Raw genomic sequence first — 26,661 nt, forward strand, 5'->3', positions numbered from 1 at the left:
CGTGGCCGTATCGAAGGAGAAGGTCCCTCGCCGGGGCCGACTGCGGCATGCTGCTGACCGGACGACCGGAGGAACGACAGATGAGGCTGACCCGACCGATGCTCGCGGTGGCCGGCGCCACGGCGGCGCTGGCGCTGGTGGGCTGTGGCGCCGACACCAAGGCCGCGACCGTACCGACGGCGGCCACCGGCAGCCTGGAGAGCCTGGCGGCCAAGGTGAAGTGCACGCCCGACATCCAGACGGACGCCGACGAACTCCGCCAGGCCATCTGCACGATGAGCTACGGCAAGTTCGTCCTCGCCACCTTCGCCACCGACCGAGGCCAGCGCGAGTGGATCAACGACGCCAAGGACTACGGCGGTTTCTACCTCGTCGGCCGCAAGTGGGTCGCCGTCGGCACCGACAAGATCGTGAAGAAGCTCCAGACCACGCTGGGCGGCGACGAGGAGATCGGCACCGACCACTCCAAGCACACGAGCTGAACTCCCTTTACGGGAAGCCCCCTTGAGGGCACACGAAAGCGGGCGGTGGGATTCTCCCACCGCCCGCTTTCGTACTACTGCCTACTCACTGGCACTTCTTGCCGGAGTTGACGCAGTTGGCGATCTTCGCCGCCAGGTTGTTCTTGGTGACGCTGATGAAGTCGTCGTGGTCGGTCGACGCCTTGTGCAGCTGCTCCGGGAAACCGTCCACCGCGTAGGCGTTCTTCACGGTGCCGTCCGCCTGGAGGGTGGGGGGCGTGATCTTGTAGACCAGGCGCATCGTCAGCTGCGGGATGGCCTTGAAGCCGTTCCCGCAGACACCGCTCGCCGGGTCCGCGAAGGCCACGTGCGTACGGTGGTTGGCGCTGTCGATGTTCACGCCGTCCCAGCAGCTCTGGAACGCGAAGGTGCGGACCACGTTGCTGCCCTGCGGGCAGATCGGGTACTGCTCCGTGAGCTGGACCTTGTTCTCGAAGCCGGTGCAGCTCCAGTGTGCGTTGGCGTTCGCCAGACCGTTGGTGAGGGTCTTGGCGTCACCGGTGATGATGCGCAGGAACTGCGGCATCGCGACGACCTTGCTGGCCGGCGAACCGACGTACTTGATCTGCGCCGACTGCGGCGTCAGGATCTTGCCGACGTTGCCTTCCTTGCCACCGCCGAGCGCGTTGGCGTCGAACTCCTGCGAGCCGTCCTGCACACGCACGACCGGCCAGTAGTACGCCGAGAGGTCACTCTGGTTCTGGCAGCTGGAAGGAGCGGCCAGCAGCGAGTCGTTCGTGGAGAACGCGTTGACCTTCTGGTTGCCGACGTAGTCGTGCTCGTGGTGCGCGCCGTTGGTCACACCAGGAGCCACGATGACGTTGTCGGTGTTGTGGTTCTTGTTGGCGTTCACACCGCACTTGGTGGTGAAGCTGCCCGTCGAGGCCTGAGCCTGGTTCTGCGGCTTGGCGAGGACGTTGTTCGCGACCTTCGTGATGTCCACGAAGTCCGCGGCCGTCGGGCCGTTGCCGGCCTGACCGCCGTTGTTGGCGGCGGGCGCCGAGGCGCTGGCGCTGGCGCTCGGGGCGGCGGTGTTGCCGTTGTTCTGGCCGCCGTTGTTGTTGTTCTGCCCGCCGTTGTTCTGGCCGCCGCCGTTGTTGTTCTGACCACCGGCGGTGGTGTTGTTGGCGTTCTGCGTCGTACAGGCGGCGAGTTGCTTCAGTGCGGTGGCGTTGACGCTGCCGCCCACTCGCTGGATGTCGATGCGGATGCGGTCGATCGTCGCGGCCCGCTTCTCCTTGAGGGGGCCGACGATCGCGTTCTGCACGAAGCTCGCGTCGTTCGCCTGTGCCTGGCGCGTCGAAGCAAGCCGGCTGTAGGCCTCGGTGATCTGCTTGTCCAGGTTCGCCAGCTCGGTGGCGACACCCTGACGAGCCTTCTGCGGCACGTTCGTCAGCTGCTGACCGACGTCCGGGCAGGCGATCGTCGCGACCTGGGCCGCCGTGGCGGCCTTGGTGGTGTTCTGGCCCGATGAGTTGGACTCATGCGCCGAAGCGTTCATCTGTGCCCAGAGCAGCCCGCCCCCACCGAGCGCTAGGGCAGCCGATGCGGCAATGGCCTTGGTGGCCAGCGGCGTACGGCGTTTACGATCATTGCGTCCCATGGAACTCCTCTGACTTCCTTGCGGGGCAGCGAGGCGCCCGACAGGAGTGAAGCGGCTCCCTCAGATACGCAGGGGGTCCCAGGAGTGTTCAGCCGTCTCATAAATTTATGAGAGGTTCCTGGGTAAGTCCCCTCTCAACTGGCGCTTAAACACCGGCAGTTGTGATCGACTCACAGCTAGTGCTCAGCGTCCCTGGTCCAAATACGCCAGTACGGCCAGCACGCGGCGATTGTCGTCATCGGAGACTTCCAGCCCCAGTTTGGCGAAAATATTGGACGTGTGTTTCGCGATCGCCCGTTCCGTCACGACGAGTTGCCCGGCGATCGCGGCGTTCGACCGGCCCTGCGCCATCAGTTCAAGGACCTCGATCTCCCGAGGGGTCAACTGCCCCAGCGGCCGGTCGTCGGCGGCCCGCCGCGCCAGCAACTGCTGGATGACCTGCGGATCCATCGCCGTCCCACCGCCGGCCACCCGCCGTACGGCGTCCACGAACTGCTCCGCGTCGAACACCCGGTCCTTCAGCAGATAGCCCACCCCACCCGTCCCGTCGGCGAGCAACTCCCGCGCGTACAACTGCTCGACGTGCTGCGACAGCACCAGCACCGGCAGCCCGGGCCGCTCCCGCCGCGCCCGCAGCGCGCACTGCAGCCCCTCGTCGGTGTGCGTGGGCGGCAGCCGTACGTCGACCACGGCCACGTCGGGCGCCAACTCGGCCAGTGCCTTGGTGAGTTCGGGCCCGGTCTCGACGGCCGCGGCGATCTCGAAGTCGTAGGCCTCCAACAGCCGCACCAGCCCGTCCCGCAGCAGGAACAGGTCTTCGGCTAGGACAACGCGCACGGAATCTCCATGGTCACCATGGTGGGACCGCCCGCGGGACTGCTGACGGCCAGGACGCCGTCGAATGTACCCAGGCGCCGCTCGACTCCGGAGAGTCCCGACCCCGCGCCGACCCGCGCGCCGCCCCCGCCGTTGTCGGTGACGGAGATCCGCAGCACCCCCGCCCCTTCCTTCACGTGATGGAGGTCGATCCAGATCCGGTCGGCCCCCGCATGCTTGACGGCGTTGGTGAGCACCTCGCTGACGGCGAAGTACGCGGCCGACTCGACCGGCGCGTCCGTCCGCCCGCCCCCGAGGTCCGTGCTCACCTCCGTGGACACCGGCATCCGTAGCGCCAACGCCCTTACGGCATCGCCGAGTCCGCGCTCCGCCAATACCGGCGGATGGATACCGCGCACCAGATCACGCAGCTCGTCCAGTGCCTCGGCGGAGGACTGCCGGGCGCGGGCGAGGAGTTCCCGGGCTTTCGCCGGGTTCTTCTCCAACAGGGCCTCGATCGTGCCGAGTTCCATGCCCATCGCGACCAGCCGGGCCTGTGCGCCGTCGTGCAGATCGCGTTCGATACGGCGCAGCTCGGCGGCCGAGGAGTCCACGGCGTCCCGTCGGGTCTCGGTCAACACCCTTACCCGCTCGGCGAGTTCACCCTGCCCCGGGGCGAGCACGGAACGCGTCAAGAGGAAGTGGACACGCAGCAGCGCGGGCGTGAGGAAGTAGGAGGCGACGAGCAGCGCGACGCCGAGCAGCCCCGCGAGCAGCGCAGTGCCCTGCCCGCTCACCGGCACGAACCCGTACCACCACCCGACATACGTCCCATCCGTGAACACCCGCCACAGCCCGAGGGGCAGTGCGAAGCCCTCCAGCGGATAGAACACCAGGGCCGCCGGCAGCAGCGCGGTGACGAACCCGGCGATCATGTCGACGGGCAGCCAGCGCAGATCGCGCCAGGTCGCGGGGTCGCCGAGCATCCGGAAGGTACGGGTCCACGGGCGCGCGTCCCGGGGGATGGACCGGTACGCGGGCGGGATACGCACCCCGCACCACTCCGCGGCCAGCAGCCGCCGCCGGTCCGCGTGGGCGCGCACGCCGGCCAGCACCCAGGGAGTGGTGAACAGACCGAGGCCCAGCGGGATCAGCACCAGCGAGACGACGGTGAGCAGGAAGAGGGCGAGCGACCCGGCGAGGGAGAGGAGCGCGAGGGCGAGCGCCCGCAGCCCGGCGGTGAGGACGACACGGCCCTGTTTCACATCCATGCCGCAAGTCTCACCGAGCGGGGCCGCAAGGTCACGGGGCCCGGCCACCGCGGCGGGGGTGTACCTGGCGACACCGCCGTCTCAGCGCATTCCGAGCACCTTCGCCTCCACAGCGGGGTCGAGCCCCACCGCCGGCCGGTCCGGACGCTGCGGCGCGACCCCGCCGATGCCCCGCAACCAGCTCCACGTGTCGGCCACCGTCTCCTCCACGGGACGACAGCTCAGCCCGGTCGCGAGCGCCCGGGACACATCGGCCCGATGCAGCGCGTCGTACCCCTCACTGCCCTCCGGCACCCACACCGGCAACTGGGTCCACGGCTCGATACCCGCCGCGAGCACCACTTCGGGATCGGTCCACCGCAGCTCCGCCGCCCCACCCGTGACCCGCACACATGTGTCCAGCAGCGACCCCATCGTCGCGTGCCCGCGCGCGGAGACCAGGTTGTACGCCCCGCTCAACTCGCGCTCCACCGAACCGAGCAGCCACTGCGCGAGATCACGCACGTCCACGTACTGGAGGGCCAGCTCCCGCGGCCCCGGCGCCAGCACCGGCCCGCCGCGCGCGACCCGGTTCAGCCACCACGGCAACCGCCCGATGTTCTCGTACGGCCCGAGGATCAGCCCGGCCCGAGCGAACACCGACCGCTCGGGACCGAACGCGCCGAGCGCGGCCAGTTCGCCGCCCCGTTTGTCGCGCGCGTAGTCGGTCGGGCCGGCGTCGGGCTCGGCGCCCTCGACGACGGGGGCGTCCTCGGAGCACCCGGCGGGCGGCGGCCAGGCGTACACCGAGCGGCTCGACACATACACGTACCGGCCCACCCGGTCGGCGAGCAGCCGCGCCGCGTCGTGCACCGCGCGGGGCGCCGCCGACCAGGTGTCGACCACGGCGTCCCACTCGCCCTCGGCCAACGCGGCGAGCCCGCCGGGCGCGGTGCGGTCGCCCCGCAACGCCCTTACTCCGGCCGGGGGTTCGAGTCGGCCCCGGTTGAGGACGGTCACCTCCCAGCCCCGGCCGAGGGCCGCCTCCACCACGGCCCGTCCCGCGAACTCCGTACCGCCCAGCACCAGAAGTCTCATGCCGACGACTCTGCCCGCGCGGCCCGCGGAACGGAACGTGGATCTGCCGTCAGCAGAGGATCAACGCGCGGTGGGCGGCGTGTACTTGTACCCGACCCGGCGCACCGTCTGGATCGCCTTGCGGTGCTCGACCCCCAGCTTGCGGCGCAGCCGGGCGATGTGGACGTCGACGGTACGGCCGTCGCCCACATGCCCGTAGCCCCACACCGTGGTGACCAGTTGGTCGCGGGTGTGCACCCGGTTGGGGTGGGCGACGAGATGGGCGAGCAGTTCGAACTCCAGGTAGGTGAGGTCGAGTTCCTCGCCCTTGAGCTGGGCGGTGCGCTGCACGGTGTCGATCCGGACCAGCGGTTCGGCGTCGGCGGCGGCGATGCCGGGCGTGCCGTCGGCCAGGACGTCGGGGTGTGCGGTCCGGGTGAGGTGCGGGCTGTCGGCCGGGATGAGGACGAGGTACCCGACCATCGGCGGCTGCCCCGGCAAGGTGGGCAGCGTGTGCGGGGGCGCGGGCAGCCAGGTGGCACCCGGCGGCAGGAACTCCGCCACGTCGATCACCTCGTCCCGGTCGACGGCGCGCAGATGGTGCCGTGCGGCGGTGGGGGAGGGGGCGTCGAGTGTGGCGGAGGGCAGGGAGTGAATGATCGCCATGAGAGGTCAGCTCTTTCGCGCGAGAGGTTCGTCGAGGGACGTACGTCGAGTCGCGCAGGCCGGAGGCCGAGGGTGTACGGCTTTAGAGGGCCGGCGCGTTCATCGCGCGACAACACACCCGGTCGAAGTCATGGTGCTGACGGGAAGGCCAGAAGGGCTCCAGGTCATGGCGACCCGTCGCTCCGCACTTCTGGTAGTTGCCCATGCGCCCATTGAAGCAGACACGCGCCCGCAACAGGAGCCTCCTCTCACAGCTTGGACGCGAGAGGGCGCCCACCATGACGGTGGACGCCCTCCGCGTGACTACGGGGCTGATCAGACCTGGCCGGCCTTCTCCAGCGCGGCGCAGCAGGTGTCGACGATCAGTCGGGTCACCAGGTACGGGTCGACGTTGGCGTTCGGACGGCGGTCCTCGATGTAGCCCTTGCCGTCCTTCTCGACCTGCCACGGGATACGGACCGAGGCACCGCGGTTGGAGACGCCGTAGGAGTACTCGTTCCACGGGGCGGTCTCGTGCAGGCCCGTCAGGCGGTCGTCGATGCCGGCGCCGTAGTGCTTGACGTGGTCGAGGGGCTTGGAACCCTCGCCGAGGGACTCGCACGCGGTGATGATCGCGTCGTAGCCCTCGCGCATCGCCTTGGTGGAGAAGTTGGTGTGCGCGCCCGCGCCGTTCCAGTCGCCCTTGACCGGCTTGGGGTCGAGGGTCGCGGAGACGCCGAAGTCCTCGGCGGTGCGGTAGAGCAGCCAGCGGGCGATCCACAGGTGGTCGGAGACCTCCAGCGGGGAGACCGGGCCGACCTGGAACTCCCACTGGCCGGGCATGACCTCGGCGTTGATGCCGGAGATCGCGAGACCGGCCTTCAGGCAGTTGTCCAGGTGGGCCTCGACGATCTCGCGGCCGAAGATCTCGTCGGCGCCGACGCCGCAGTAGTAGCCGCCCTGAGGGGCCGGGAAGCCGCCCTCGGGGAAGCCCAGCGGGCGCGCGCCGTCGAAGAAGGTGTACTCCTGCTCGATGCCGAAGATCGGCTCCTGCGCGGCGTACTTCTCGGAGACCTCGACGAGCGCGGCACGCGTGTTGGACTCGTGCGGCGTCATGTCGATCTCAAGGACCTCGCACATGACGAGGATGTCGTCGCCGCCGCGGATCGGGTCCGGGAAGCTGGCGACCGGCTTGAGCACGCGGTCCGAGGAGTGCCCCTCGGCCTGGTTCGTGGACGACCCGTCGAAGCCCCAGATCGGCAGCTCGGCGCCCTTGGCGTCATCGGCGAGAATCTTCGTCTTGGAACGCAGCTTGGCCGTCGGCTGGGTGCCGTCGATCCAGATGTACTCAGCCTTGAAGGTCACGGGCCACATCCTTCGGGGTGGGTCTTTCGGTCGCACTTGCGGGTGCCGCGGCGCAGCGGCACTGGAGCGCCGCGATTCATGCCCGGCAGCTTGTCAACATGCGATTTCCCGATCATTGCTCGAATGTGAACCCCGTGTTACCTGCCGATGCTGTGGCGCGATTCACCCGCCCCGGGCCCGACCCGCCGTTCGCAATCGCGGACGGGAGCGGCCGGACCGCTCGTATGCGATGGGGTTAGCCCTCGGCGACCTTGCGCCGGTCGCCCTCGCTCCGGATCCGGCGCACCCACCCGGCCCGCTCGAGCCGGGAACCGGCCACCGCGTCCACGCCGCCGACCTCGGTGGTCATTCCTACGGCGGCTGGATCGCCCTGCACTACGCACTGCACGCGCCCGACCGCGTACGCCGTCTGTTCCTCCTCGACCCGACCCAGTGCTTCGCCGGGTTCGAGACGGCGTATCTGCCGCACGCGCTGCCGATGCCGCTGCGGCTCACCGCGCGCGGGGTTCCCGTCCGCGAAGCCGGTGACCGGTCCCCGGCCGGCGCTCGACGCGCTGCGCGGGCTGAACGCGTCGGTCCTGCTGCTTCTGGCCGGAAGCAGCAGGACCATGACACGCACCTGGTGGCGACCCGGGCGGCAGGTCTGCTGCCGCGCCTGAGCGACTGGGCCGTCACCTCACCGGTTTTCTGGGACCTTGAGCCTCACCCCACCTTCTGGATCAGAGCACGGCGGATCAGGAACTTGCCGGGCTCACGGACCTGTTCGAAGGCCGCGTTGTTCAGCAGGACACAGCTACCGGAGACCGAAGTGACCTTCACCGTCGTGGACTTGTTGTTGTCCAGGTTGGTGACCTTCAGCGTCGTACCGGCCGGGAACTGGTTGCTGGACGCGGCGGGCGCACCGGCCTCGCCGGAGAGCGTGACCGTCGAGCCGTTGCACACCTGGCTGCCCGCGGCGGCGGCCCCGCCACCGGTGTTGCCCGCGGGAGGGGTCGCCGCGGGCGCGGAGGTCGCGGTCGATCCCGCAGGAGCTGACTGCGCCGGCTGCGTGGTCTGGGAGTCCTGAGCCGACTCCCCAACCGCACAACCGGACGCCTTCTGCTGCACCTTGATCTGCGCGATGACCGCTTCGCGGTTGGCGATCCGCGCGCTCGACTGGGCGTCGGGCGCGGCGCGTTGACCGTCGATGAACTTCTGGTTGTTGCCCAGCGCGGTGGCGAGCCCCTGACAGACCGTCGAGTTCGCGGCGGACAGGGTCTTGGCGTTCTGCGCGGTCGACTGCGAGGCGTTCGACGTGGTGGCGAGAGCGAAGGCTCCGCCTCCCGCGACCGCCGCCGCGGTGACCAGCAGCGCCAGCTTCTTCTTCGTACTGGCGGTTCTCCTGCGCGACATTCACGTCTCCTGTGGGGTAGGGGAGCGTACGCCGCTATGTACGGGATGCCGAACGATGTAACTCAGCGGACACAGGAGTCACATAAGTGACGTGCATCACAAGGGCGTTGGGCGTCCGGAGCGAGCCGGGTCAGCGGGACAGCGCGTCCCGTACGGCCTCGTCGCTGCGGGCGACGACCGCCGTGCCGTCGTCCGCCGTGATGATCGGCCGCTGGATCAGCTTCGGATGCTCGGCCAGCGCCGCCACCCACCGCTCCCGCGAACTCGCGTCCCGCGCCCACTCCTTGAGCCCGAGCTCCTTGGCCACGGCCTCCTGGGTACGGGTGATGTCCCACGGTTCGAGCCCGAGCCGCTCCAGTACGTCCCTGATCTCGCCCTCGCTGGGCACATCCTCCAGATAACGGCGGACGGTGTACTCGGCCCCCTCCGCGTCGAGCAGACTCACGGCACTACGGCACTTGGAACAGGCCGGGTTGATCCAGATCTCCATGGGTTCACGGTACCCATGAACCCCCCCTCGCCCAGGTCAGCCGGTGCCGTGCGCGAACGGACCGCCCTCACCGAACGCGAGCCGCCCGAAGTTCTCGCCGATGCGCCGGTGTCCCGCCGGATCGGGATGGATCCCGTCGGGCAGCGGGAACTCGTCGTGGTCCCGCTCGCCGTAGAGGTCGAGGCCGTCGAGGTAGTGCAGGTTCGGGTCGTCGTCCGTCCGCTGTTCCACGACCCGGGCCAGCTCGTCGCGGATGACCCTCAACGTCAGGCGCCCGGCGGGGAGTTCGGCCGGATCGCCCATGGCCTTGAACCGCGGGGTGCCGCCCTCGAAGTCCGGGGCGAGCGGCCCGGGGGTGTCCTCCTGCACCGGGCAGAGGATGGGGGACACCACCAGCAGCGGCGCGGTCGGATGCCCCTCGCGGAGGGTGTCGAGGAAGCCGTGGACCGCGGGGGTGAACGCGCGCAGCCGCATCACGTCGGCGTTCACGACATTGATGCCGATCTTGACGCTGATCAGGTCCGCCGGGGTGTCCCGCATCGCGCGGGCGGTGAACGGGTCGAGCAGCGCGCTGCCGCTGAACCCCATGTTGACCAGCTCCACTCCGCCGTGCGCCGCCGCCAGGGCGGGCCAGATCGCGGTCGGACGCGTGGCGTTCGAGCCGTGGCTGATGGAACTCCCGTGGTGCAACCACACCCTGCGCCCGCTCTCCGGCGCCTTCTCGACGGGCGCGTCCGTGCGCAGCGCGATCAGCTCGGTGATCTCCGTGTGCGGCAGCCAGATCTCGATGTCCTTGTCCCCGGCCGGGAGTTCGGCGAACCGGGCGGTGCCGGACGGGCCTTCCGACAGTTCGGAGGCCTGGGTGAACATGTCGGTGATCGTACGGATGTTGCCGCCGGGCACCGTGGCCTGCGCGGTGGGACGGCCGTCGACCAGCAGGTCGTACACGCCGTCGGGCGGGGGCGGGAAGCCTTCGTAGACGCGCTTGGTGGGCAGGGTGTCCAGCTCGATCGTGGTGGCCCGGGTGCGGAACACCAGTCGTACGCCCGAAGGTTGGGCCTCGGCGACGGTCAGTTGGGTGTCGGGGATCTGGCGGCGGGCCCGGGCGGGGAGGCGATGGGGCAGCAGGCCGTGCGCGGTCGTCTCCATGTCGAGGAAGCCGCGCACCATGTCGGGGGTGACGGGCGTGGTGGTCCAGTCGCGTTCGGTGTTCATCGCCTCGGGTTCCGTAGCAGGGTGTCGAGTGAGTCCACGATCCAGTTCCACGACTCCCGCGCATCAGGCGCGCTGTGGTCGAAGCCTCCGGCCAGCTCCAGGCTGACGTAGCCGTGGAAGACGCTGCCCAGCATCCGGACCGCGTGCGTCTGGTCGGGTTCGGTCAGGTCGTAGCCGCGCAGGATCGCCCGGGTCATCTGCGCGTGCCGCACTCCGGCGCTGGCGGCGGCTGTCTCGGGGTCCAGCCGGAGCCGGGCGGCGGCGTACCGGCCGGGGTGCTCGCGGGCGTAGTCGCGGTAGGCGTCGGCGAAGGCGGCCAGGGCGTCCTTGCCGGCGCGTCCGGCGAGGGCGTCGGCGACCCGGTCGGCGAGTTCCTCCAGGGCGAACAGGGCGATCCTGGTTCTGAGTTCCTGGGAGTTCTTCAGATGCGAGTACAGGCTCGCGACCTTGACGTCGAACCGCCGGGCGAGCGCGGACACGGTCACCTGCTCGAACCCGACCTCGTCGGCCAGCTCCGCGCCCGCGCGTGTCAGCCGCTCCGGGGTCAGCCCTGCTCTGGCCATAACCTTCCTCTCGTTTACTGAAAGGCATTGTGCATTTCCCTAAAACCTTTAGGCAAATCCCCGGGTGAGGCGATGGGCGATGCGATGCGCTCTGTTCGAATTTCTCGACGCCTCACGCATACCTTCCGGACCAGGGGTGACATGGTGACAACATCCTTTCCCACCTGGGCATTTGAGGCCAGCTGTGGGCTCACCGGATGTCAGTGGCGGGCAGTAGACTGTGAGCAGTGTTCGAGGGTGTCGCCGGGGGGTCCGGACGGCGCCCTGACCGCGACAGGAGGATGTCCGTGCCCGCTGCCGCACTGAAGCCGAAGCCGTTGCCGACCCAGTCCACCGCGAAGCGCCCCGTCCAGCTCGACCTGCCCTACGTCCCCGTGGAGAAGCGGCCGCTGCCGCCCGGACGCCCGCGGGACTGGTACGTCACACACAACCGCCGCCTCAAGGCGATGCGGCTCGCGATCGCCCTGCTCGACTCTGGCGTGTACGTCCCGAACCAGGCCCGCAACGAGACGATCCGCAGCACCGCCGAGCTGATCGGCGTCCACCCGCCGTCGGAGACGACGTGCCACATGGTGCGGGCGTTGATGCGGTACTCGCGTTGAGGGGTGGCGCCGGGTGCCCTGTGTTTTCGGGGTGCCCGGCGCGCCGCGCTGTGCGGCGGTGGTTCAGAAGCCTCCGGGCAGGTCCACCAGGGGTTCGTCGAAGGGGGGCGACTCCGTGTGCCGCAGGACGGCCGTCCCGGACAGGTCGTCGAGTTCGACCAACCGGTCCAGCGGGGCAGCCGCGACCTGAGGCAATAGTTCTGCCGCTCGTTGCTGGAAGTCCGCGAACGCGCTTGTCAGGTCGGTCATCCTGTTCGCCGGAGAGACGCCGAGGAGATATTTCGCCGCGGACACCAGCAACTTCGTGCCGTTACCGCTCCTGCGCGTCGCTTCGGTGACCGCCTTCCACGTGACGGCTTTGGCGTCGGTCGGATCCAGCGTGGCGTAGGAGGCGACGTCGAACGCCCAGGACACCATCCGCTCACCCCGCAGGACCTCGTCCGCCGCGCCGTCCGGCCGCTTCCCGCCCGCCGCTTCCCTGAGGGTTCCGTCGGTGAAGTCCTTCGCCCGCAGGTCCCTCGTCAACCCCTTGGCCATGCGCGCCAGTTGCCTCTTCTCGGCACGGTCCGCATCGGACAGGGCGCGGTACGGCGCGAGAGGCACGTCCTCGACGGCGTGCTCGTCGTCGCCCGCCATGAGGCGCCTCAGCCTCTCGAACTTCAGGAACAGGTCGTGTTCCTTGGCGGCGACTTCGGTCGGGTCGGCGCCCCGGTCCAGACACGCTTCGAGTTCCGTCGCACAGACGCGCAACTCCCGCACAGCTTGGCCGAGTTCGACACCACTGGCACTCATGGACACCCCTGGAAGGCCGCGGCAGTCGGGAGTTCCGTGCTCAGCCCGAGGACAACTCCTTCTCCACCGGCGTCCGGAACCGAGGTGTGACCCGAGTCGCCCCCACCCACCCCCGCAACCGTTCCGCCGCCTCCTCGATCGCCGCCTCCGCCTCCCGGCCGACCCCCTCCCTCTCCAGCAGTCGCCACGCGATCTCCCCGTCAGCCCGCTGCGCCCAACCCCCCACCACCCGCCCGTTCCACCACACCGTCGGCCCCACGTTGCCGCTTCCGTCGAACAGCGCGGGGCGCAGCTCCGGTGCCAGGTACCAGTCCCGTTGCTGCCAGGCCATCGCCGTCGGGTCGAGCGCCGGCAGCAGGGCCGCCCAGGGTTCCGCGGGGCCGGCCAACGGGGCGAGGTCGCCGGCCGTCACGTACCCCGTGCCCTCGTCCAGGGTCACCGGCTCGGCGCCGATCGCCGTCAAAGCCCGGCGGACGTCCGTCACGCGCCACCCCGTCCACCACTTCAGGTCGGCCTCGGTGGCCGGGCCGCAGGCGGTGAGCCAGCGGTGCAGCAGGGTCGACTGGGCCTCGGCGACGTCCAGTTCGGGGTGTTCCGGCGCCACCGCCCAGCGGAACTGGCTCGACGTCCACGAACCCAACGGCCGCCCGCGCACCACCTTGCCCTCCACCCCGAGCACCTTCAGCAGCCGGGTCGAGACGGTGTGGACGCCCTCGTAGTTCTTGCCGGCGGCGTAGACGAACTGTTCCCTCAACCTCGGTTCGTCCAGGGCGAGTTCAGCCGCCGTGGCCTGGCCGCGACGGGCCAGCGCGGCCAGTAGCGAGTCCTCGACCTCCTTCAGCCAGACCGCGTCCGGCGCCCCGGCTGTCGCCATGTGCTTGAGCAGGGAGGCCCGTTCCCGGGCGGCGACGGCGAGTCCGGTCGAGGCGTGCACGACCGCGGTCAGACTGGCGGGGAACACGAACACCGTGTGCCGCATGCCGTGCATCCGGAGCAGGGTGCGGTCCTCGTACAGCGCCCGGGCTGTCTCCGCCACGGTGCCGGCCGGGTCGGCCAGCCGCGACCCGACGGCCAGGTACACCGTCGCGGGGTCCGTGCCGTGCAGGGCGACGAGCGAGTCGGCGACCTCCTCGGGGGTCGCGGCGCGGGTGCTCGCGGCGAGGCGATGACGGAGGGCGAGGCGGGCCCGCCGCTCGGCCGGTCCGATGTAACGCGGGGTGCCACTCATTCGGCCTCCACTCGAAACGGTCCACTTCTCGACCGACAGTAAAGGGGTTGGTGGGTGGACGAACACACCCGACCGCTCACCCGATCGCCGTACCCGACATGCGCCCACCCCGCCCCCCGCTTTCACTGGCGGCATGCAGAGGCACGGCACATGAGCACGCCGGCCGACCGTGCCGAGCGCGGTCGGGCCGCGCGCAAACGCGTCTCCCGTTCCGCGCACGCCGGCTGGGTCCCCTCCGTGGACCGCCCGGACCCCGTCGCCGTACTGGAACGACAGGGCCGGGACCGGCTCCCGGAACTCCTCCCGATCCGGTACGGCCGCATGGCCGCCTCCCCCTTCGCCTTCCTGCGCGGCTCGGCCGCCGTGATGGCCGCCGACCTCGCCGCCCAGCCGCACACCGGCCTCACCGTGCAACTGTGCGGCGACGCGCACCTCCTCAACTTCGGCCTGTACGCCTCACCGGAGCGCGCCCTGCTCTTCGACCTCAACGACTTCGACGAGACCTTCCCGGGCCCCTTCGAGTGGGACGTCAAACGCCTCGCCGCCAGCCTGGCCGTCGCAGGCCGGGAGAACGGCCACAGCGACGCGAAGGCCCACCGCGCCGCGCTGGAGGCGACCGCCGCGTACCGCACGGCCCTGCGCGACCTGGCCCGCAAGGGCGAGCTCACCGTCTGGTACGACCGTATCGACGCCGACAGCCTGCTGCCCCTGGTCCGTTCCGCCCGCAACCGTCGCCGCGTCGAGTCCAGCCTCACCCGGGCCCGCCGCCGCACCAGCCTGCACGCCGTGGGCAAGCTCACCGAGACCGTCGACGGCCGCCGCCGTATCGTCCACGACCCGCCCCTGCTCGAACCGGCCGGCGCGCAGGACATGGCGTCCCTGCGCAAGATCTTCAGCGACTACCGCTCCACCCTCTCCGAGGAACGCCGCCTGCTCCTGGACCGCTACCGCTTCGTCGACGCCGCCCGCAAGGTCGTCGGCGTCGGCAGCGTGGGCACCCGCTGCTTCATCGTGCTGCTCGCCGGCCGTGACGAGGACGACCCGCTGTTCCTCCAGATCAAGGAGGCGCGGGAGTCCGTACTGGAGGAGCATCTGCCCAGCGGACCGTACGTCCACCCCGGACACCGCGTCGTCGCGGGCCAGCGCCTGCTCCAGGCCGCCAGTGACATCTTCCTCGGCTGGATGTCGGGCCCGCAGGGCCGCGCCTTCTACTGGCGCCAACTGCGCGACATGAAGGGCTCGGCCGACGTCGCCGGCATGAGCCCGGCCGAACTCCTCGTCTACGGCCGCCTGTGCGGCACCGCCCTGGCCCGCGCCCACGCCCGCTCCGGCGACCGCATCGCCATCGCCGCGTACCTGGGCGGCAACGACACCTTCGAACACGCCGTGGCCGACTTCGCCTCGGCCTACGCCACCCAGACCACCACCGACCACGCGACCCTGAACGCGGCCGTCGCGGCGGGCGTGGTCACGGCGGCCCCTGGCATCTGACACCGGCCGGCCGCGAGCGGTCGCCGAAAAAGAAGATGCACGCCGAGTGATGGCCTCCCTACCCTGGACACACGTTACGGAGGGACCCGCCACCGCTTTCGGCAGGACCGGCATCACCCCGCTGACTCGGGGCTACTCTCTACGCACCGACGGACGGACGCCCATCCCCAGCGCCCCGCCGCGACAAAAACCCATCACCGAGCCCATCACCGCTCGTACACACCCACGTCCACGGAGGCCCGTCATGGGCACCATCGTCCTCTCCGGAACCGCCGTCCTCGTCCTTCTCGGCTTCGGCAACCACGTCTGGTGGCTGGCCGCGGTCGCCGTCCTCTTCCTGTACGTCCAGTACGGCCGGGACTCCTCGACCTCGTCCTCCTCCACCACGTCCACCTCGTCGTCGGCCTCGGGAGGCGGGTCCAGCCCGTCGAGCTACCGCGCGTACCGCGACCGTCGTGACAAGCAGGCCCAGTGGGAGCGCCGTTACCGCCGCGAGCGCCCCATAGAGTCCCGCCGCCAGGCGCGCGACAAGAAGTAACCGGGAATCGTCGCGGGGATCAGAGCCCGGGGGCGCCCCACACCGGGAACCACCGGCTCAGATCCTGTTCGATCCGCAGGTCGTTGCCGAGCATCGACTTGACCTGGAGTTCCAGCGCGCTGTCGCGCCGCTGCCCCTCACCCGGCAGCGGCGCGAACGGAAAGAACGTCCCGCGCTTGTAGAGATAGACGAGCGCCAGCCGCCGCCCCCCGCCGTCCTCGAACCCGGCCACCGAGCACAGCAGTTGGGGCCCGAACCCGTTGACCTCCATCGCGCTGTTCACCGCGTGCAGATCGTTGACCAGGGCCGACAACTGCTCGGGCGTCCGGTGCGAGACCAGCCACGAGTAGCCGTACTTGTCCTGGACCAGCTCCACCGGCGGACCGGTGCGCTCCGCGTCCGCGTCCAGCAGCGCCTGGACCTCCCGGTGCGCCTGCTCGAAGGCCCCGCCCTCCACCGTGGCGAAGCACACCGCACCGCGCCCGGTCGGTGTGAACCCGGCCGCCGCCTCCAGCGTCACCGCCGCCGAGGGCAGCGCGAACAACTGGTCGAGATCGGGGGCGACCGGTTTCGTACGGCCGAGCAGGATGTCCAGCAGACCCATCCTCAGTCCGCCTTCCCGGGCAGTGCCGCCTCACCCAACTCGGCGGAGATCCGGCCCAGTTGGTCGAGCCGCTGCTCCAGGCTCGGGTGGGTCGAGAAGTACTTGGTGAAGCCGGGCTCGGTGCCGGTCGCCGGGGTGAAGTAGAAGGCGTTGAAGGCCTGCGCGGTCCGCAGGTCCTTGGTCGGGATGCGCGCGATGTCGCCGTCGACCTTGGTGAGCGCGGAGGCCAGCGCCGAGGGCCGCCCGGTGAGCAGCGCCGCCGCCCGGTCCGCCGCCAGCTCCCGGTACCGGGACAGCGCCCGGATCAGCAGGAAGCTGATCGCGTACACGGCCGCCGAGATCCCCATGATCCCGGCGAAGACGGCCAGCGTGTTCTGGTCCTTGCGCCCCCGGAAGAGCTGCGAGTAGAACGCGAACCGCACCATCAGCCCGGCGATCACCCCGAGGAACGACGCCACCGTGATCACCGCGACGTCCTTGTGCGCCACGTGCGACAGCTCGTGCGCGAGCACACCCTCCAGCTCGGCCGGCTCCAGCCGCCGTAGCAGACCGGTGGTCACGCAGATGACGGCGTTGTCCGCGTTCCGCCCGGTGGCGAAGGCGTTCGGCATGTCGATGTCCGAGACGGCGACGACCGGCTTGGGCATGTCGGCCACGGCACACAGCCGGTCGATCACGCCGTGCAGCTCGGGATACTCCTCCCGCTCCACGATCCGCCCGTGCATCGCGTACAGCGCGATCCGGTCGGAGAACCAGTACTGCGCGACGAGCAGCCCGCCGGCCAGCACCACGACCAGCACCCAGGACTTCAGCAACACGATCAGCGCGGCCACGAACACCACGTACAGCAATCCGAGCAGGAACAGCGTGAGACCCATACGCACGGTCAACCGCCGGTCGCTCCGGAAGCGGCTCTGCATCTGCCATCACCCCGCAGTCAGGCACTCGTCCCACCGCCCAGTGTGCACCCGCCGCTTCCCATGAAGCGGTCGCGATCGGGCCTAGGCGGAGCAAAAGGTCCCTGAGGATCGCCTGTGCCGTCCCCAGCACGATCGCCGTCGACCTCCACGACGACCCGTGCGGCCCCACCTCCCCGGGCTCACCCCGGAACGGCACCGGCCCCGCGCGGGCCCGGATGCCGGCCGCCCGCTGGAAGGAGAACCCTCCGCGGAGGGCTCGTGTACGACGGTGCCCCCGCCTCTCCGAAGAGAGACGGGGGCACCCGAGGATCGGTTCGACCCGGTTCGATCACACGTCGAAGTACAGCTCGAACTCGTGCGGGTGCGGACGCAGCTGCAGCGGCGCGATCTCGTTCGTGCGCTTGTAGTCGATCCATGTCTCGATCAGGTCGGACGTGAAGACGTCGCCCGCGAGCAGGAACTCGTGGTCGGCCTCGAGGCGGTCGAGGACGGCCGGGAGGGAGGTCGGGACCTGGGCGACGCCCGCGTGCTCCTCGGGGGCCAGCTCGTAGAGGTCCTTGTCGATCGGCTCGGCCGGCTCGATCTTGTTCTTGATGCCGTCCAGGCCCGCCAGGAGCAGCGCCGAGAAGGCGAGGTACGGGTTGCCGGAGGAGTCGGGCGCGCGGAACTCGACGCGCTTGGCCTTCGGGTTGGAGCCCGTGATCGGGATACGCATCGCGGCGGAGCGGTTGCGCTGCGAGTACACCAGGTTGACCGGCGCCTCGAAGCCCGGGACCAGGCGGTGGTACGAGTTCACCGTCGGGTTGGTGAAGGCGAGGAGGGAGGGCGCGTGCTTGAGGATGCCGCCGATGTAGTAGCGGGCGGTGTCCGACAGACCCGCGTAGCCGGCCTCGTCGTAGAAGAGGGGCTGGCCGCCGGTCCACAGGGACTGGTGGACGTGCATGCCCGAGCCGTTGTCACCGAAGATCGGCTTCGGCATGAAGGTCGCGGTCTTGCCGTTGCGCCAGGCCACGTTCTTCACGATGTACTTGAAGAGCTGGAGGTCGTCGGCCGCGGCGAGCAGCGTGTTGAACTTGTAGTTGATCTCGGCCTGGCCGGCGGTGCCCACCTCGTGGTGCTGGCGCTCGACCTGGAGACCGGAGGCCTCCAGCTCCAGGGAGATCTCCGCGCGCAGGTCGGCGAAGTGGTCGACCGGCGGGGTCGGGAAGTAGCCGCCCTTGTAGCGGACCTTGTAGCCGCGGTTGTCCTCGACCGCACCGGTGTTCCAGGCGCCCGCCTCGGAGTCGATGTGGTAGAAGGACTCGTTCGACTTGGTCTCGAAGCGCACGCTGTCGAAGACGTAGAACTCGGCCTCGGGACCGAAGTACGCGGTGTCCGCGATGCCGGTGGAGGCGAGGTACGCCTCGGCCTTCTTCGCCACGTTGCGCGGGTCACGGGAGTACTGCTCGCCCGTGATCGGGTCGTGGATGAAGAAGTTGATGTTGACCGTCTTGTCGCGGCGGAAGGGGTCCACGCGCGCGGTCGACAGGTCGGCCCGGAGCGCCATGTCGGACTCGTGGATGGCCTGGAAGCCGCGGATGGAGGAGCCGTCGAAGGCGAGTTCCTCGTCCGGGTCGAAGGCCTTCGCCGGCAGCGTGAAGTGCTGCATCACACCCGGCAGGTCGCAGAATCGGACGTCGACGAACTTGACGTCCTCGTCCGCGATGAACTTCTTGGCCTCGTCGGCGTTCTGGAACATCCAGCTCCTCCTACTCCCGACCGTCCGTGCCGGGGTGGTAGTTCGTTCGTGCGGCCAGTGCGGTGGCACACGCTGGACCCGACCTTAGGGACGGGGGATTTCTCAGGCGTGACCCATTTGTTTCGCCCAAGTTAACCGGTCCCGCGTCGCCTGGCCCCTCCTGTCCGTATGGCAGAACGCGGGCAGTACCGTGGACGGGTGGACAACAGGGATGCAATCGGCTCGTGGCTCTCCGGGCCCCGCGAAGCCGCGGAGCGGGCAGGTGTCGACTTCGGCTACCGCGGCGAGCAGTTGGGCCTGCCCGAGGAAGGCCCCGGCTCGATCGCCCGCCCCGGCCGCCGCTTCGGCGCTCTCGCCGTGGACTGGGGCCTGTGCCTGCTGATCGCATACGGCCTGCTCACCGACGGCTACGGCCAGGCGACCGGCAACTGGGCCCTCCTCGTCTTCTTCCTGCTGGGCACCCTCACGGTCGGCTTCACCCCGGGCAAGCGCCTCTTCGGCCTCCGCGTGGTCGCCCTCGACACCGGCCGCCCGAGCCCGCTGCGCGCCCTGCTCCGCACCGCCCTGCTGTGCGTCGCCGTCCCGGCCCTGATCTGGGACCGCGACGGCCGGGGGCTGCACGACCGACTGGCGAAGACGGTCGAGGTCCGTGTCTGACTCAGACACGGACCGTATGCCGGGTGCGGGCCGACGCCGGTAAGCGTCCAGCCCGCAGCCCGGGCTCCAGCCGTTCAGGTCCTCCGCAGCACCCGCCCCAGCACCTCGCGCAGTTCCGCCTCCGCGTCCCCCGTCGCCGCGCCCGGTGAGCGCCAGGCCACGAAGCCGTCCGGCCGTACCAGCACGGCCCCGTCCGCCGTGGTGCCGTGCGTGTCCGCCCACTCGGCCCCCTCCGTGTCGTACAGAAGATCCGCGTCCGGACCCGCTCCGATCCGGTACGCCTCCAGTCGTACCCCTTCCGTGTCCGCGATCCGGTGGGCCGCCGTGTGCCAGGCGGCGCCCGCCCGGGTACTGGCGTCGCTGAGCAGCACCAGTGAACGCTCGTAGAGGTCGAGCGTGGAGAGCCGGTTCCCCGCGCGGCGCAGCCACAGGTGGGGGGCGCGGCTGCCCGGCTGCCCGGTCGGATTCAACCCGTCGGGCACGACCGGCTGGTCCGGGTCGGCGCCCAGGACGGCCCCCTCCGGGTAGCGGTAGCCGAGGACGACGTTGAGGATGCCGCCGCGCTTGCCACCGCCGATGCCGGGGGCGGGGGCGAAACCGGGGTGGCTGTGCTCCACGGAGCGGGCCGAGGCACGGGCGCTGGTGGCCAGGGCGACGGGCCGGCGCTCGGTGGCGTAGGTGTCGAGCAGTCCTGGCCCGGCCCAGCCGCCGAGCACGGCGGCCAGTTTCCAGGCCAGGTTGTGGGCGTCCTGGATGCCGGTGTTGGAGCCGAACGCACCGGTCGGGGACATCTCGTGGGCGGAGTCGCCGGCGAGGAAGACCCGGCCGACCGAGTACCGCTCGGCGACCCGTTCGGCGGCCCGCCAGGAGGCGCGGCCGGTGATCTCGACATCGAGGTCGGGGACGCCGACGGCGCGGCGGATGTGCCGGGTGAGGCGTTCCTCGCTGAACTCGTCGAGGGTTTCGCCGCGTTCGGGGTGCCACGGGGCGTGGAAGACCCAGCGCTCCTTGTTGTCGACGGGCAGCAGCGCGCCGTCGGCCTCGGGGTCGGTGAGATAGCAGCAGATGAAACGCCGGTCGCCGACGGCGTCGGCGAGCAGCTTGGAGCGGAAGGTGACACTCACGTTGGCGAAGAGGTCGCCGGGACCCTGCTGCCCGATGCCGAGCCGGTCCCGGACGGGGCTGCGCGGGCCGTCCGCCGCGACCAGATAGTCCGCGCGGATCGTGCGGAGGTCGCCGGAGTCACGGTCCCGTACGAGCGCCGTCACTCCTTCGGGGTCCTGCTCGAAGGACTCCATCTCATGGAAGTAGCGCAGGTCGTTGCCGAGCGCCTCGGCCCCCTCGCGGAGTACCGGCTCCAGGTCGTTCTGGCTGCACAGACACCACCCCGTGGGGCTGAACCGGGCCAGCCCGCCGCCGGGGTCGATCTCCTTGAACAGCCACTCGCCGGCGTCGCCGACCAGAGTCGGGGTCTGCAGGATGCCGTGGTTGTCCGCGAGCAGCGAGGCCGCGGCCTTGATGTCCGGCTCGATGCCCGCCACCCGGAACAGCTCCATCGTGCGCACGTTGTTGCCCCGGCCGCGCGGATGGATCGAGGTCCCGGAGTGCCGCTCGACGAGCAGGTGCCGCACGCCGAGACGACCCAGGAAGAGGGAGAGGGACAGGCCCACGAGGGAGCCGCCCACGACGAGGACGGGAACCTGGTGATCGGCTTTCTGCTGCATCAAGGACTCCAGACACGAGTGTCGGTACGTCAGGCGTGTTGGAACTTCCATGCCCTCCGGGAGAGGTTCCGCGGGTGCAATCACCCGTCTGGTTCACGTGAGTCGCGCGCGTCCGAGGACCGGCACACGATCAAAAAGCGCTGACCGCGTGTCATCGGCTCGGGCCCGCCGGCCGCCGCCCCCTCGAAGGAGATGTGCGAAGCATGACAACGATGTCGGAAAAGGTTTCGGAAAAGCTGAAGCGATCGGTGTCGAAACGCGTTTCCCAGTCCGTCTTCGACGGCTCCCGTCTCCGGGTCGTCCTGCTGGTGGACGTGTACGACGGCGCGCAGCAGCAGTTCCTGGAGGCCTACGAGCAACTGTGCAACCAGGTCGCCTCGGTGCCCGGTCACGTCAGCGACCAACTGTGCCAGTCGATCGAGAACCCCTCGCAATGGCTCATCACCAGCGAGTGGGAGAGCGCCCCGCCCTTCCTCGCCTGGGTGAACAGCGAGGAGCACGTGCGCATGGTGGAGCCGCTGCACAGTTGCGTCCGGGACACCCGCTCGCTGCGCTTCCACGTCGTCCGCGAGACGGGCGGGGACGCGGCCATGGCCGCCGCGGACCAGCGCCGGCTCCAGGCCTCCCCGCGCATCGGGGACGGTGTGATCCGGCACGCTCTCACCTTCACGGTCCGGCCGGGCAGTGAGGCCGAGGTCGCGAAGATCCTCTCGAACTACGCCTCTCCCGAGCCGAAGGTCGACGAGACCACCCGGCTGTGCCGCACCTCCCTGTTCATGCACGGCAACAGGGTCGTGCGGGCCGTCGAGGTGCGCGGCGACCTGCTGGCGGCGCTGCGCCACGTCGCGTCGCAGCCCGAGGTGCGGGCCGTCGAGGAGGCCATCAACCCGTATCTGGAGCAGGAGCGGGACCTGGGCGACCAGGAGTCCGCACGGGTGTTCTTCACCCGGGCGGCGCTGCCGGCCGTGCACCACGTCACCGCGGAGGAGCTGGCCGAGGGCGAGCGGTTCGCGCTGTACTACCCGGCCCGGCCGGGGTGCGGGATGCGGCTGGCCGAGCTGCTCGCCCAGCGGGACGAGGCGGCGGCGGAGGAAACGGGCAGCCCGGTCCTGCGCAGCACGATCTTCCAGCGCGACGACGTCGTCGTACGGCTGACCGACCAGCGAGCCGGCGCGGAGGTGGACGTCACCCTGCCGCCCGCACTGACCGCCCTGCTGGACGGCGAGGCCGTCCGTATGCAGCTCGTCACCGACCGTCGCTCGGCCGAGGCCTGACCCCCACCGCCGCATCACACCCACGGAGGAACGTCGTGATGAAACCCATTCCGAAGATCATCGACATCAGTGAGGTCGAGCCCAACGTCCGGCGCGGCGGCGACCTGCGCGCCATGCTCACTCCCGCCACAGTGGGCTCGACCAGCGGTTTCATGGGCGTGGCGATCGTGCAGCCCGGTGATCGCATCGCCGAGCACTACCACCCGTACTCCGAGGAGTTCGTGTACGTCGTCTGCGGGGAGCTGGAGGTGGACCTGGACGGCGAGCCGCACCCGCTGCGGCCCGAGCAGGGGCTGATGATCCCCATCAACATGCGCCACCGCTTCCGCAACGTGGGCAATGTCGAGGCGCGGATCGTCTTCCACCTCGGTCCGCTGGCCCCGCGCCCGAGCCAGGGTCATGTCGACACGGAGGAGACGGAAGCCGCCGTCGCCGTGGGGCAGGTCCGGTCGTGACCCGGCGCGTGGCGGTTACGGGCATAGGCATCGTGGCTCCGGGGGGAATAGGCGTACCGGCGTTCTGGGACTTGCTCGCCGAAGGCCGGACCGCGACGCGCGGCATCACCTTCTTCGACCCCTCCGGCCTCAGGTCGCGGATCGCCGCCGAGTGCGACTTCGACCCGGCGGCACACGGCCTGGACGCCGAGGAGATCGAACGGGCGGACCGTTACATACAGTTCGCCCTGGTCGCCGGGGACGAGGCGGTCCGGGACTCCGGTCTCGACCTGAGCCGGGAGAACCCCTGGCGGGTCGGGGTGTCCCTGGGGACGGCGGTCGGTGGCACCACCCGACTCGAGCACGACTACGTCCTGGTGAGCGCGGGAGGCCGGCGCTGGGACGTGGACCACCGGCAGGCGGACCCGCATCTGCACCGGGCGTTCTCCCCGAGCACCCTCGCCTCGGCGGTGGCGGAACGCGTCGGCGCCCAGGGTCCGGTGCAGACGGTGTCCACCGGCTGCACCTCGGGCCTGGACGCCGTCGGCTACGCCTTCCACACCGTGCAGGAGGGCAGGGCCGACGTCTGTATCGCCGGTGCCTCGGACTCGCCGATCTCGCCGATCACCATGGCGTGCTTCGACGCGATCAAGGCCACCTCCGCGAACAACGACGATCCCGCGCACGCCTCCCGGCCCTTCGACAACAACCGTGACGGGTTCGTGATGGGCGAGGGCGGCGCGGTGCTCGTCCTGGAGGAACTGGAGCACGCCAAGGCCCGCGGCGCCCACATCTACTGCGAGCTCGGCGGCTACGCCACCTTCGGCAACGCCTACCACATGACCGGTCTCACCAGCGAGGGCCTGGAGATGGCCCGAGCGATCGAGACCGCCCTCGACCACGCGCGCCTCGATCCCACCGCCATCGACTACGTCAACGCGCACGGCTCCGGCACCCGGCAGAACGACCGTCACGAGACCGCCGCCGTGAAACGGGCTCTTGGGCAGCACGCCTACGACACGCCCATGAGCTCCATCAAGTCCATGGTGGGCCACTCGCTCGGCGCCATCGGCGCCATCGAGGTCGTGGCCTGTGTGCTCGCCCTGGTCAACCAGGTCGTACCGCCCACCGCGAACTACGAGACCCCCGACCCCGAGTGCGACCTCGACTACGTGCCGCGCGTCGCCCGCGAACGGCCCCTGAGCGGTGTCCTGTCCGTGGGCAGCGGGTTCGGTGGCTTCCAGTCCGCGGTGGTCCTGACCCGGCCGAGAGGACGGACACGATGAGCGAACCACACCCTCGGCGGGCGGCCGTCACCGGCATCGGCGTCGTCGCGCCCAACGGAACCACCACGGAGACCTTCTGGAAATCCGTCCAGGAGGGCATCAGCGCCCTTGGCAAGGTGACCCGCGAAGGCTGCGAACAACTGCCGCTGCGGGTGGCCGCCGAAGTCCGCGACTTCGCCCCGGCGGCCGCGGTCGAGGAACGCTTCCTCGTCCAGACCGACCGCTTCACGCACTTCGCGATGGCCGCGGCCGACCTCGCGCTGGACGCCGCGCGACTCGGCCGGGCCGACACCGATGCCGCGCCGTTCTCGGTGGGCGTGGTCACCGCGGCCGGCTCCGGCGGCGGCGAGTTCGGCCAGCGCGAGCTCCAGCAACTGTGGGGCAAGGGCAGCCGGTTCGTCGGCCCCTACCAGTCCATCGCCTGGTTCTACGCGGCCAGCACCGGCCAGATCTCCATCCGGCGCGGCTTCAAGGGACCCTGCTCGGTGGTCGCCGCCGACGAGGCCGGCGGTCTGGACGCCCTCGCCCATGCGGCCCGTGCGGTGCGGCGCGGCACCGATGTCATCGTGGCCGGCTCCGCCGAGGCGCCGATCGCGCCGTACTCGGTGGTGTGCCAGCTCGGCTACGAGGAGCTGAGCCGCGAGGCCGACCCGGCCCGGGCCTACCGCCCGTTCACCGAGCAGGCCTGCGGATTCGTACCGGGCGAGGGCGGCGCCATGCTCGTCGTCGAGGAGGTGGCCTCGGCCCGTGAACGCGGGCTGCCGGTGCGGGCCACCCTCGACGGACACGCCGCGACCTTCACGGGCGCCTCCCGCTGGGCCGAGTCCCGGGCCGGGCTCGCCCAGGCGATCCGCGGCGCCCTGGACGAGGCCGGCTGCGCCCCCGAGGAGATCGACGTGGTCTTCGCCGACGCCCTCGGCGTTCCGGAGGCCGACCGGGCGGAGGCGCTGGCGATCGCCGACGCCCTCGGCACGCACGGTCGGCGCGTGCCCGTGACGGCACCCAAGACCGGGTTCGGCCGGGGCTACTGCGCGGCCCCCGTGCTGGACACCGCCACGGCGGTGCTCGCCATGGAACACGGCCTGATCCCGCCGACCCCGGGCGTCTTCGACACCTGCCACGACCTCGACCTCGTGACCGGCCGCGCCCGCGCCGCCGTTCTGCGCACGGCGCTGGTCCTGAGCCGGGGACTGATGGGGTCGAACTCGGCGCTCGTGCTGCGCCACGGCGCCGCCGAGTGAACCGAACACACCAGTTGCCCAGCAACGAAGAAGAAGGAGCCCCATGAGCATCACCTCGGAGGAACTGTCCGACCTCATGAAGAAGGCCGCCGGAGTCACCATCTCCCCGGTCGACCTCGAGCAGCAGTGCGACAGCGGCTTCGACGCCCTCGGCGTCGACTCGCTCGGCCTGCTCGGCATCGTCGGCGAGTTGGAGAACCGGTACGGGACACCGATGCCGGTCGACGCCGAGCGGTGCAAGACGCCCCGGCAGTTCCTCGACCTCGTCAACAGCGCGCTTCCCGCAGGAGCCTGACATGGCTGGACACACCCAGAACGAGATCATCATCGCCGCGCCCGTCGACCTGGTCTGGGACATGACCAACGACGTGGCCAACTGGCCGCAGCTCTTCAGCGAGTACGCCAGTGTCGAGATCCTCTCCCAGGAGGGGAACAAGACCACCTTCCGGCTCACCATGCACCCGGACGACAACGGCAAGGTGTGGAGCTGGGTCTCGGAACGCGAGACGGACCGCGCCCACCTCAGCGTCAAGGCCCGCCGCGTGGAGACCGGCCCCTTCGACCACATGAACATCCACTGGCGGTACGAGGAGGTACCCGCCGGCACCCGGATGGTGTGGACCCAGGACTTCGCGATGAAGCCGGACGCGCCCGTCGACGACGAGTGGATGACCGACAACATCAACAAGAACTCCAAGGTCCAGTTGGCTCTGATCCGGGACAAGATCCAGAAGGCGGCCACCGGCCGGCGCCCCGACCCGGCCTTGGCCGACTGAGCCCGAGGACAGGAGGAGACCGTGCACCAGGCCCTGATCGTCGCCCGTATGGCCCCGGGCTCTGCCCCCGACATCGCGAAGGTGTTCACGGAGTCCGACGGGGGAGAGTTGCCGCACCTCGTCGGGGTGGTCCGGCGCAGCCTCTTCCAGTTCGGTGACGTGTACATGCACCTCATCGAGTCGGAGCGCGAGCCGGGACCGGCCATCGCCAAGGTCGTCTCGCACCCCGAGTTCAGGGACGTCAGCGAACGTCTCTCGGCCTACGTCAGCGCGTACGACCCGGAGACCTGGCGGTCCCCGAAGGACGCGATGGCCCAGCGCTTCTACCTGTGGGAGCGCGACGCCGGCTCCACGGGGGAGTCATGGGCGAGTAGTTGGTGTTGGCCAGGACATTGCGCAGCCAGCCGCGCTGGTGCCAC

The 26,661-nt window shown here is 70.2% G+C and carries 27 protein-coding genes and 2 pseudogenes; 13 read left to right on the plus strand and 16 right to left on the minus strand.

All coding sequences use genetic code 11. The features are described 5' to 3' along the window. The first annotated feature begins 80 nt into the window (after positions 1 to 80). A complete protein-coding gene (locus tag ABZT04_RS10355) occupies positions 81 to 482 on the plus strand; it encodes a hypothetical protein (protein ID WP_356055100.1) in 402 nt (133 codons plus the stop codon). 85 nt (positions 483 to 567) lie between these two features. On the opposite strand, the gene ABZT04_RS10360 is transcribed toward ABZT04_RS10355, so the two are convergent. The 6 genes from ABZT04_RS10360 to glnII form a co-directional block, all read right to left on the minus strand. After that, positions 568 to 2,124, minus strand: coding sequence for a DUF1996 domain-containing protein (locus tag ABZT04_RS10360; protein ID WP_356055102.1), 1,557 nt, complete (start codon positions 2,122 to 2,124; stop codon positions 568 to 570). A gap of 183 nt (positions 2,125 to 2,307) precedes the next feature. After that, on the minus strand, positions 2,308 to 2,961 hold the full coding sequence (locus ABZT04_RS10365; RefSeq protein WP_356055104.1) for a response regulator transcription factor: 654 nt from the start codon (positions 2,959 to 2,961) through the stop codon (positions 2,308 to 2,310). Further along, the gene (locus tag ABZT04_RS10370) at positions 2,946 to 4,211 is read right to left on the minus strand and encodes a sensor domain-containing protein (protein ID WP_356055107.1); all 1,266 of its coding nucleotides are present in this window, start codon (positions 4,209 to 4,211) and stop codon (positions 2,946 to 2,948) included. Before ABZT04_RS10370 ends, ABZT04_RS10365 begins: the two co-directional genes overlap by 16 nt. A gap of 81 nt (positions 4,212 to 4,292) precedes the next feature. Continuing rightward, complete coding sequence (locus ABZT04_RS10375; RefSeq protein WP_356055109.1) at positions 4,293 to 5,288, minus strand: NAD-dependent epimerase/dehydratase family protein; 996 nt, start codon at positions 5,286 to 5,288, stop codon at positions 4,293 to 4,295. A gap of 60 nt (positions 5,289 to 5,348) precedes the next feature. Next, on the minus strand, positions 5,349 to 5,933 hold the full coding sequence (locus tag ABZT04_RS10380) for a winged helix-turn-helix domain-containing protein (protein ID WP_356055111.1): 585 nt from the start codon (positions 5,931 to 5,933) through the stop codon (positions 5,349 to 5,351). Positions 5,934 to 6,248: 315 nt separating this feature from the next. Further along, entirely contained in the window at positions 6,249 to 7,277 is a 1,029-nt protein-coding gene (gene glnII / locus ABZT04_RS10385; RefSeq protein ID WP_356055113.1) for a glutamine synthetase, read from the minus strand. Between the two features lie 334 nt (positions 7,278 to 7,611). Here glnII and ABZT04_RS10390 point away from each other — a divergent pair. Next, positions 7,612 to 7,932 (plus strand): annotated as a pseudogene (locus ABZT04_RS10390) (alpha/beta hydrolase); the annotation flags it as partial. A 47-nt stretch (positions 7,933 to 7,979) separates the two neighbouring features. Here ABZT04_RS10390 and ABZT04_RS10395 read toward each other — a convergent pair. The 4 genes from ABZT04_RS10395 to ABZT04_RS10410 form a co-directional block, all read right to left on the minus strand. After that, positions 7,980 to 8,669, minus strand: coding sequence for a hypothetical protein (locus ABZT04_RS10395; protein WP_356055115.1), 690 nt, complete (start codon positions 8,667 to 8,669; stop codon positions 7,980 to 7,982). 130 nt (positions 8,670 to 8,799) lie between these two features. After that, the gene (locus ABZT04_RS10400; RefSeq protein ID WP_355909548.1) at positions 8,800 to 9,159 is read right to left on the minus strand and encodes an arsenate reductase family protein; all 360 of its coding nucleotides are present in this window, start codon (positions 9,157 to 9,159) and stop codon (positions 8,800 to 8,802) included. 36 nt (positions 9,160 to 9,195) lie between these two features. Beyond that, positions 9,196 to 10,374 (minus strand): GDSL-type esterase/lipase family protein, encoded by a 1,179-nt coding sequence (locus ABZT04_RS10405; protein ID WP_356055117.1) that lies wholly within the window; start codon positions 10,372 to 10,374, stop codon positions 9,196 to 9,198. Further along, complete coding sequence (locus ABZT04_RS10410) at positions 10,371 to 10,937, minus strand: TetR/AcrR family transcriptional regulator (RefSeq protein WP_356055119.1); 567 nt, start codon at positions 10,935 to 10,937, stop codon at positions 10,371 to 10,373. The genes ABZT04_RS10405 and ABZT04_RS10410 overlap by 4 nt, the downstream gene beginning before the upstream one ends. A 287-nt stretch (positions 10,938 to 11,224) precedes the next feature. Here ABZT04_RS10410 and ABZT04_RS10415 point away from each other — a divergent pair, with 287 nt between their 5' ends. Then, on the plus strand, positions 11,225 to 11,539 hold the full coding sequence (locus ABZT04_RS10415; RefSeq protein ID WP_355909556.1) for a hypothetical protein: 315 nt from the start codon (positions 11,225 to 11,227) through the stop codon (positions 11,537 to 11,539). A gap of 63 nt (positions 11,540 to 11,602) precedes the next feature. Here ABZT04_RS10415 and ABZT04_RS10420 read toward each other — a convergent pair whose 3' ends face one another. Continuing rightward, positions 11,603 to 12,331, minus strand: a complete 729-nt coding sequence (locus ABZT04_RS10420; RefSeq protein ID WP_356055121.1) for a hypothetical protein — start codon at positions 12,329 to 12,331, stop codon at positions 11,603 to 11,605. 40 nt (positions 12,332 to 12,371) lie between these two features. Then, positions 12,372 to 13,559, minus strand: a complete 1,188-nt coding sequence (locus tag ABZT04_RS10425; RefSeq protein WP_356055123.1) for a winged helix DNA-binding domain-containing protein — start codon at positions 13,557 to 13,559, stop codon at positions 12,372 to 12,374. Positions 13,560 to 13,709: 150 nt separating this feature from the next. Between ABZT04_RS10425 and ABZT04_RS10430 the strand changes: the two genes are divergently transcribed. Both ABZT04_RS10430 and ABZT04_RS10435 read left to right on the plus strand, forming a co-directional pair. Beyond that, positions 13,710 to 15,050 (plus strand): DUF2252 domain-containing protein, encoded by a 1,341-nt coding sequence (locus ABZT04_RS10430; RefSeq protein WP_356055125.1) that lies wholly within the window; start codon positions 13,710 to 13,712, stop codon positions 15,048 to 15,050. A 244-nt stretch (positions 15,051 to 15,294) separates the two neighbouring features. Further along, a complete protein-coding gene (locus tag ABZT04_RS10435; RefSeq protein WP_356055127.1) occupies positions 15,295 to 15,588 on the plus strand; it encodes a hypothetical protein in 294 nt (97 codons plus the stop codon). A 19-nt stretch (positions 15,589 to 15,607) separates the two neighbouring features. Here ABZT04_RS10435 and ABZT04_RS10440 read toward each other — a convergent pair whose 3' ends face one another. The 3 genes from ABZT04_RS10440 to glnA form a co-directional block, all read right to left on the minus strand. Next, complete coding sequence (locus tag ABZT04_RS10440) at positions 15,608 to 16,192, minus strand: hypothetical protein (RefSeq protein WP_356055129.1); 585 nt, start codon at positions 16,190 to 16,192, stop codon at positions 15,608 to 15,610. A gap of 2 nt (positions 16,193 to 16,194) precedes the next feature. After that, positions 16,195 to 17,112 (minus strand): zinc metalloprotease HtpX, encoded by a 918-nt coding sequence (htpX, locus tag ABZT04_RS10445; RefSeq protein ID WP_356055131.1) that lies wholly within the window; start codon positions 17,110 to 17,112, stop codon positions 16,195 to 16,197. 328 nt (positions 17,113 to 17,440) lie between these two features. After that, positions 17,441 to 18,850 carry a type I glutamate--ammonia ligase gene (gene glnA / locus ABZT04_RS10450; RefSeq protein ID WP_356055133.1) on the minus strand — a complete coding sequence of 470 codons (1,410 nt, stop codon included), beginning with the start codon at positions 18,848 to 18,850 and terminating at the stop codon, positions 17,441 to 17,443. Between the two features lie 198 nt (positions 18,851 to 19,048). Here glnA and ABZT04_RS10455 point away from each other — a divergent pair, with 198 nt between their 5' ends. Next, a complete protein-coding gene (locus tag ABZT04_RS10455) occupies positions 19,049 to 19,507 on the plus strand; it encodes an RDD family protein (RefSeq protein WP_356055135.1) in 459 nt (152 codons plus the stop codon). 74 nt (positions 19,508 to 19,581) lie between these two features. On the opposite strand, the gene ABZT04_RS10460 is transcribed toward ABZT04_RS10455, so the two are convergent. Then, complete coding sequence (locus ABZT04_RS10460; RefSeq protein ID WP_356055137.1) at positions 19,582 to 21,231, minus strand: FAD-dependent monooxygenase; 1,650 nt, start codon at positions 21,229 to 21,231, stop codon at positions 19,582 to 19,584. 203 nt (positions 21,232 to 21,434) lie between these two features. Between ABZT04_RS10460 and ABZT04_RS10465 the strand changes: the two genes are divergently transcribed. From ABZT04_RS10465 to ABZT04_RS10495, 7 genes and pseudogenes are all read left to right on the plus strand, one after another. After that, positions 21,435 to 22,505 carry a SchA/CurD-like domain-containing protein gene (locus ABZT04_RS10465; RefSeq protein ID WP_356055139.1) on the plus strand — a complete coding sequence of 357 codons (1,071 nt, stop codon included), beginning with the start codon at positions 21,435 to 21,437 and terminating at the stop codon, positions 22,503 to 22,505. A gap of 38 nt (positions 22,506 to 22,543) precedes the next feature. Beyond that, positions 22,544 to 22,960 (plus strand): cupin domain-containing protein, encoded by a 417-nt coding sequence (locus ABZT04_RS10470; protein ID WP_356055141.1) that lies wholly within the window; start codon positions 22,544 to 22,546, stop codon positions 22,958 to 22,960. Next, positions 22,957 to 24,225 (plus strand): beta-ketoacyl-[acyl-carrier-protein] synthase family protein, encoded by a 1,269-nt coding sequence (locus tag ABZT04_RS10475; RefSeq protein ID WP_356055143.1) that lies wholly within the window; start codon positions 22,957 to 22,959, stop codon positions 24,223 to 24,225. Before ABZT04_RS10470 ends, ABZT04_RS10475 begins: the two co-directional genes overlap by 4 nt. Next, positions 24,222 to 25,466 (plus strand): ketosynthase chain-length factor, encoded by a 1,245-nt coding sequence (locus ABZT04_RS10480; protein ID WP_356055144.1) that lies wholly within the window; start codon positions 24,222 to 24,224, stop codon positions 25,464 to 25,466. The genes ABZT04_RS10475 and ABZT04_RS10480 overlap by 4 nt, the downstream gene beginning before the upstream one ends. Positions 25,467 to 25,509: 43 nt before the next feature. Beyond that, positions 25,510 to 25,761 (plus strand): acyl carrier protein, encoded by a 252-nt coding sequence (locus tag ABZT04_RS10485; protein WP_356055145.1) that lies wholly within the window; start codon positions 25,510 to 25,512, stop codon positions 25,759 to 25,761. A gap of 1 nt (position 25,762) precedes the next feature. Beyond that, entirely contained in the window at positions 25,763 to 26,242 is a 480-nt protein-coding gene (locus ABZT04_RS10490; RefSeq protein ID WP_356055147.1) for an SRPBCC family protein, read from the plus strand. Positions 26,243 to 26,263: 21 nt separating this feature from the next. Then, positions 26,264 to 26,590: pseudogene (locus ABZT04_RS10495) on the plus strand (TcmI family type II polyketide cyclase); the annotation flags it as partial. Positions 26,591 to 26,661: the final 71 nt, after the last annotated feature.

The organism is Streptomyces sp. NPDC005492, from assembly GCF_040605995.1.
Taxonomy (GTDB): domain Bacteria; phylum Actinomycetota; class Actinomycetes; order Streptomycetales; family Streptomycetaceae; genus Streptomyces.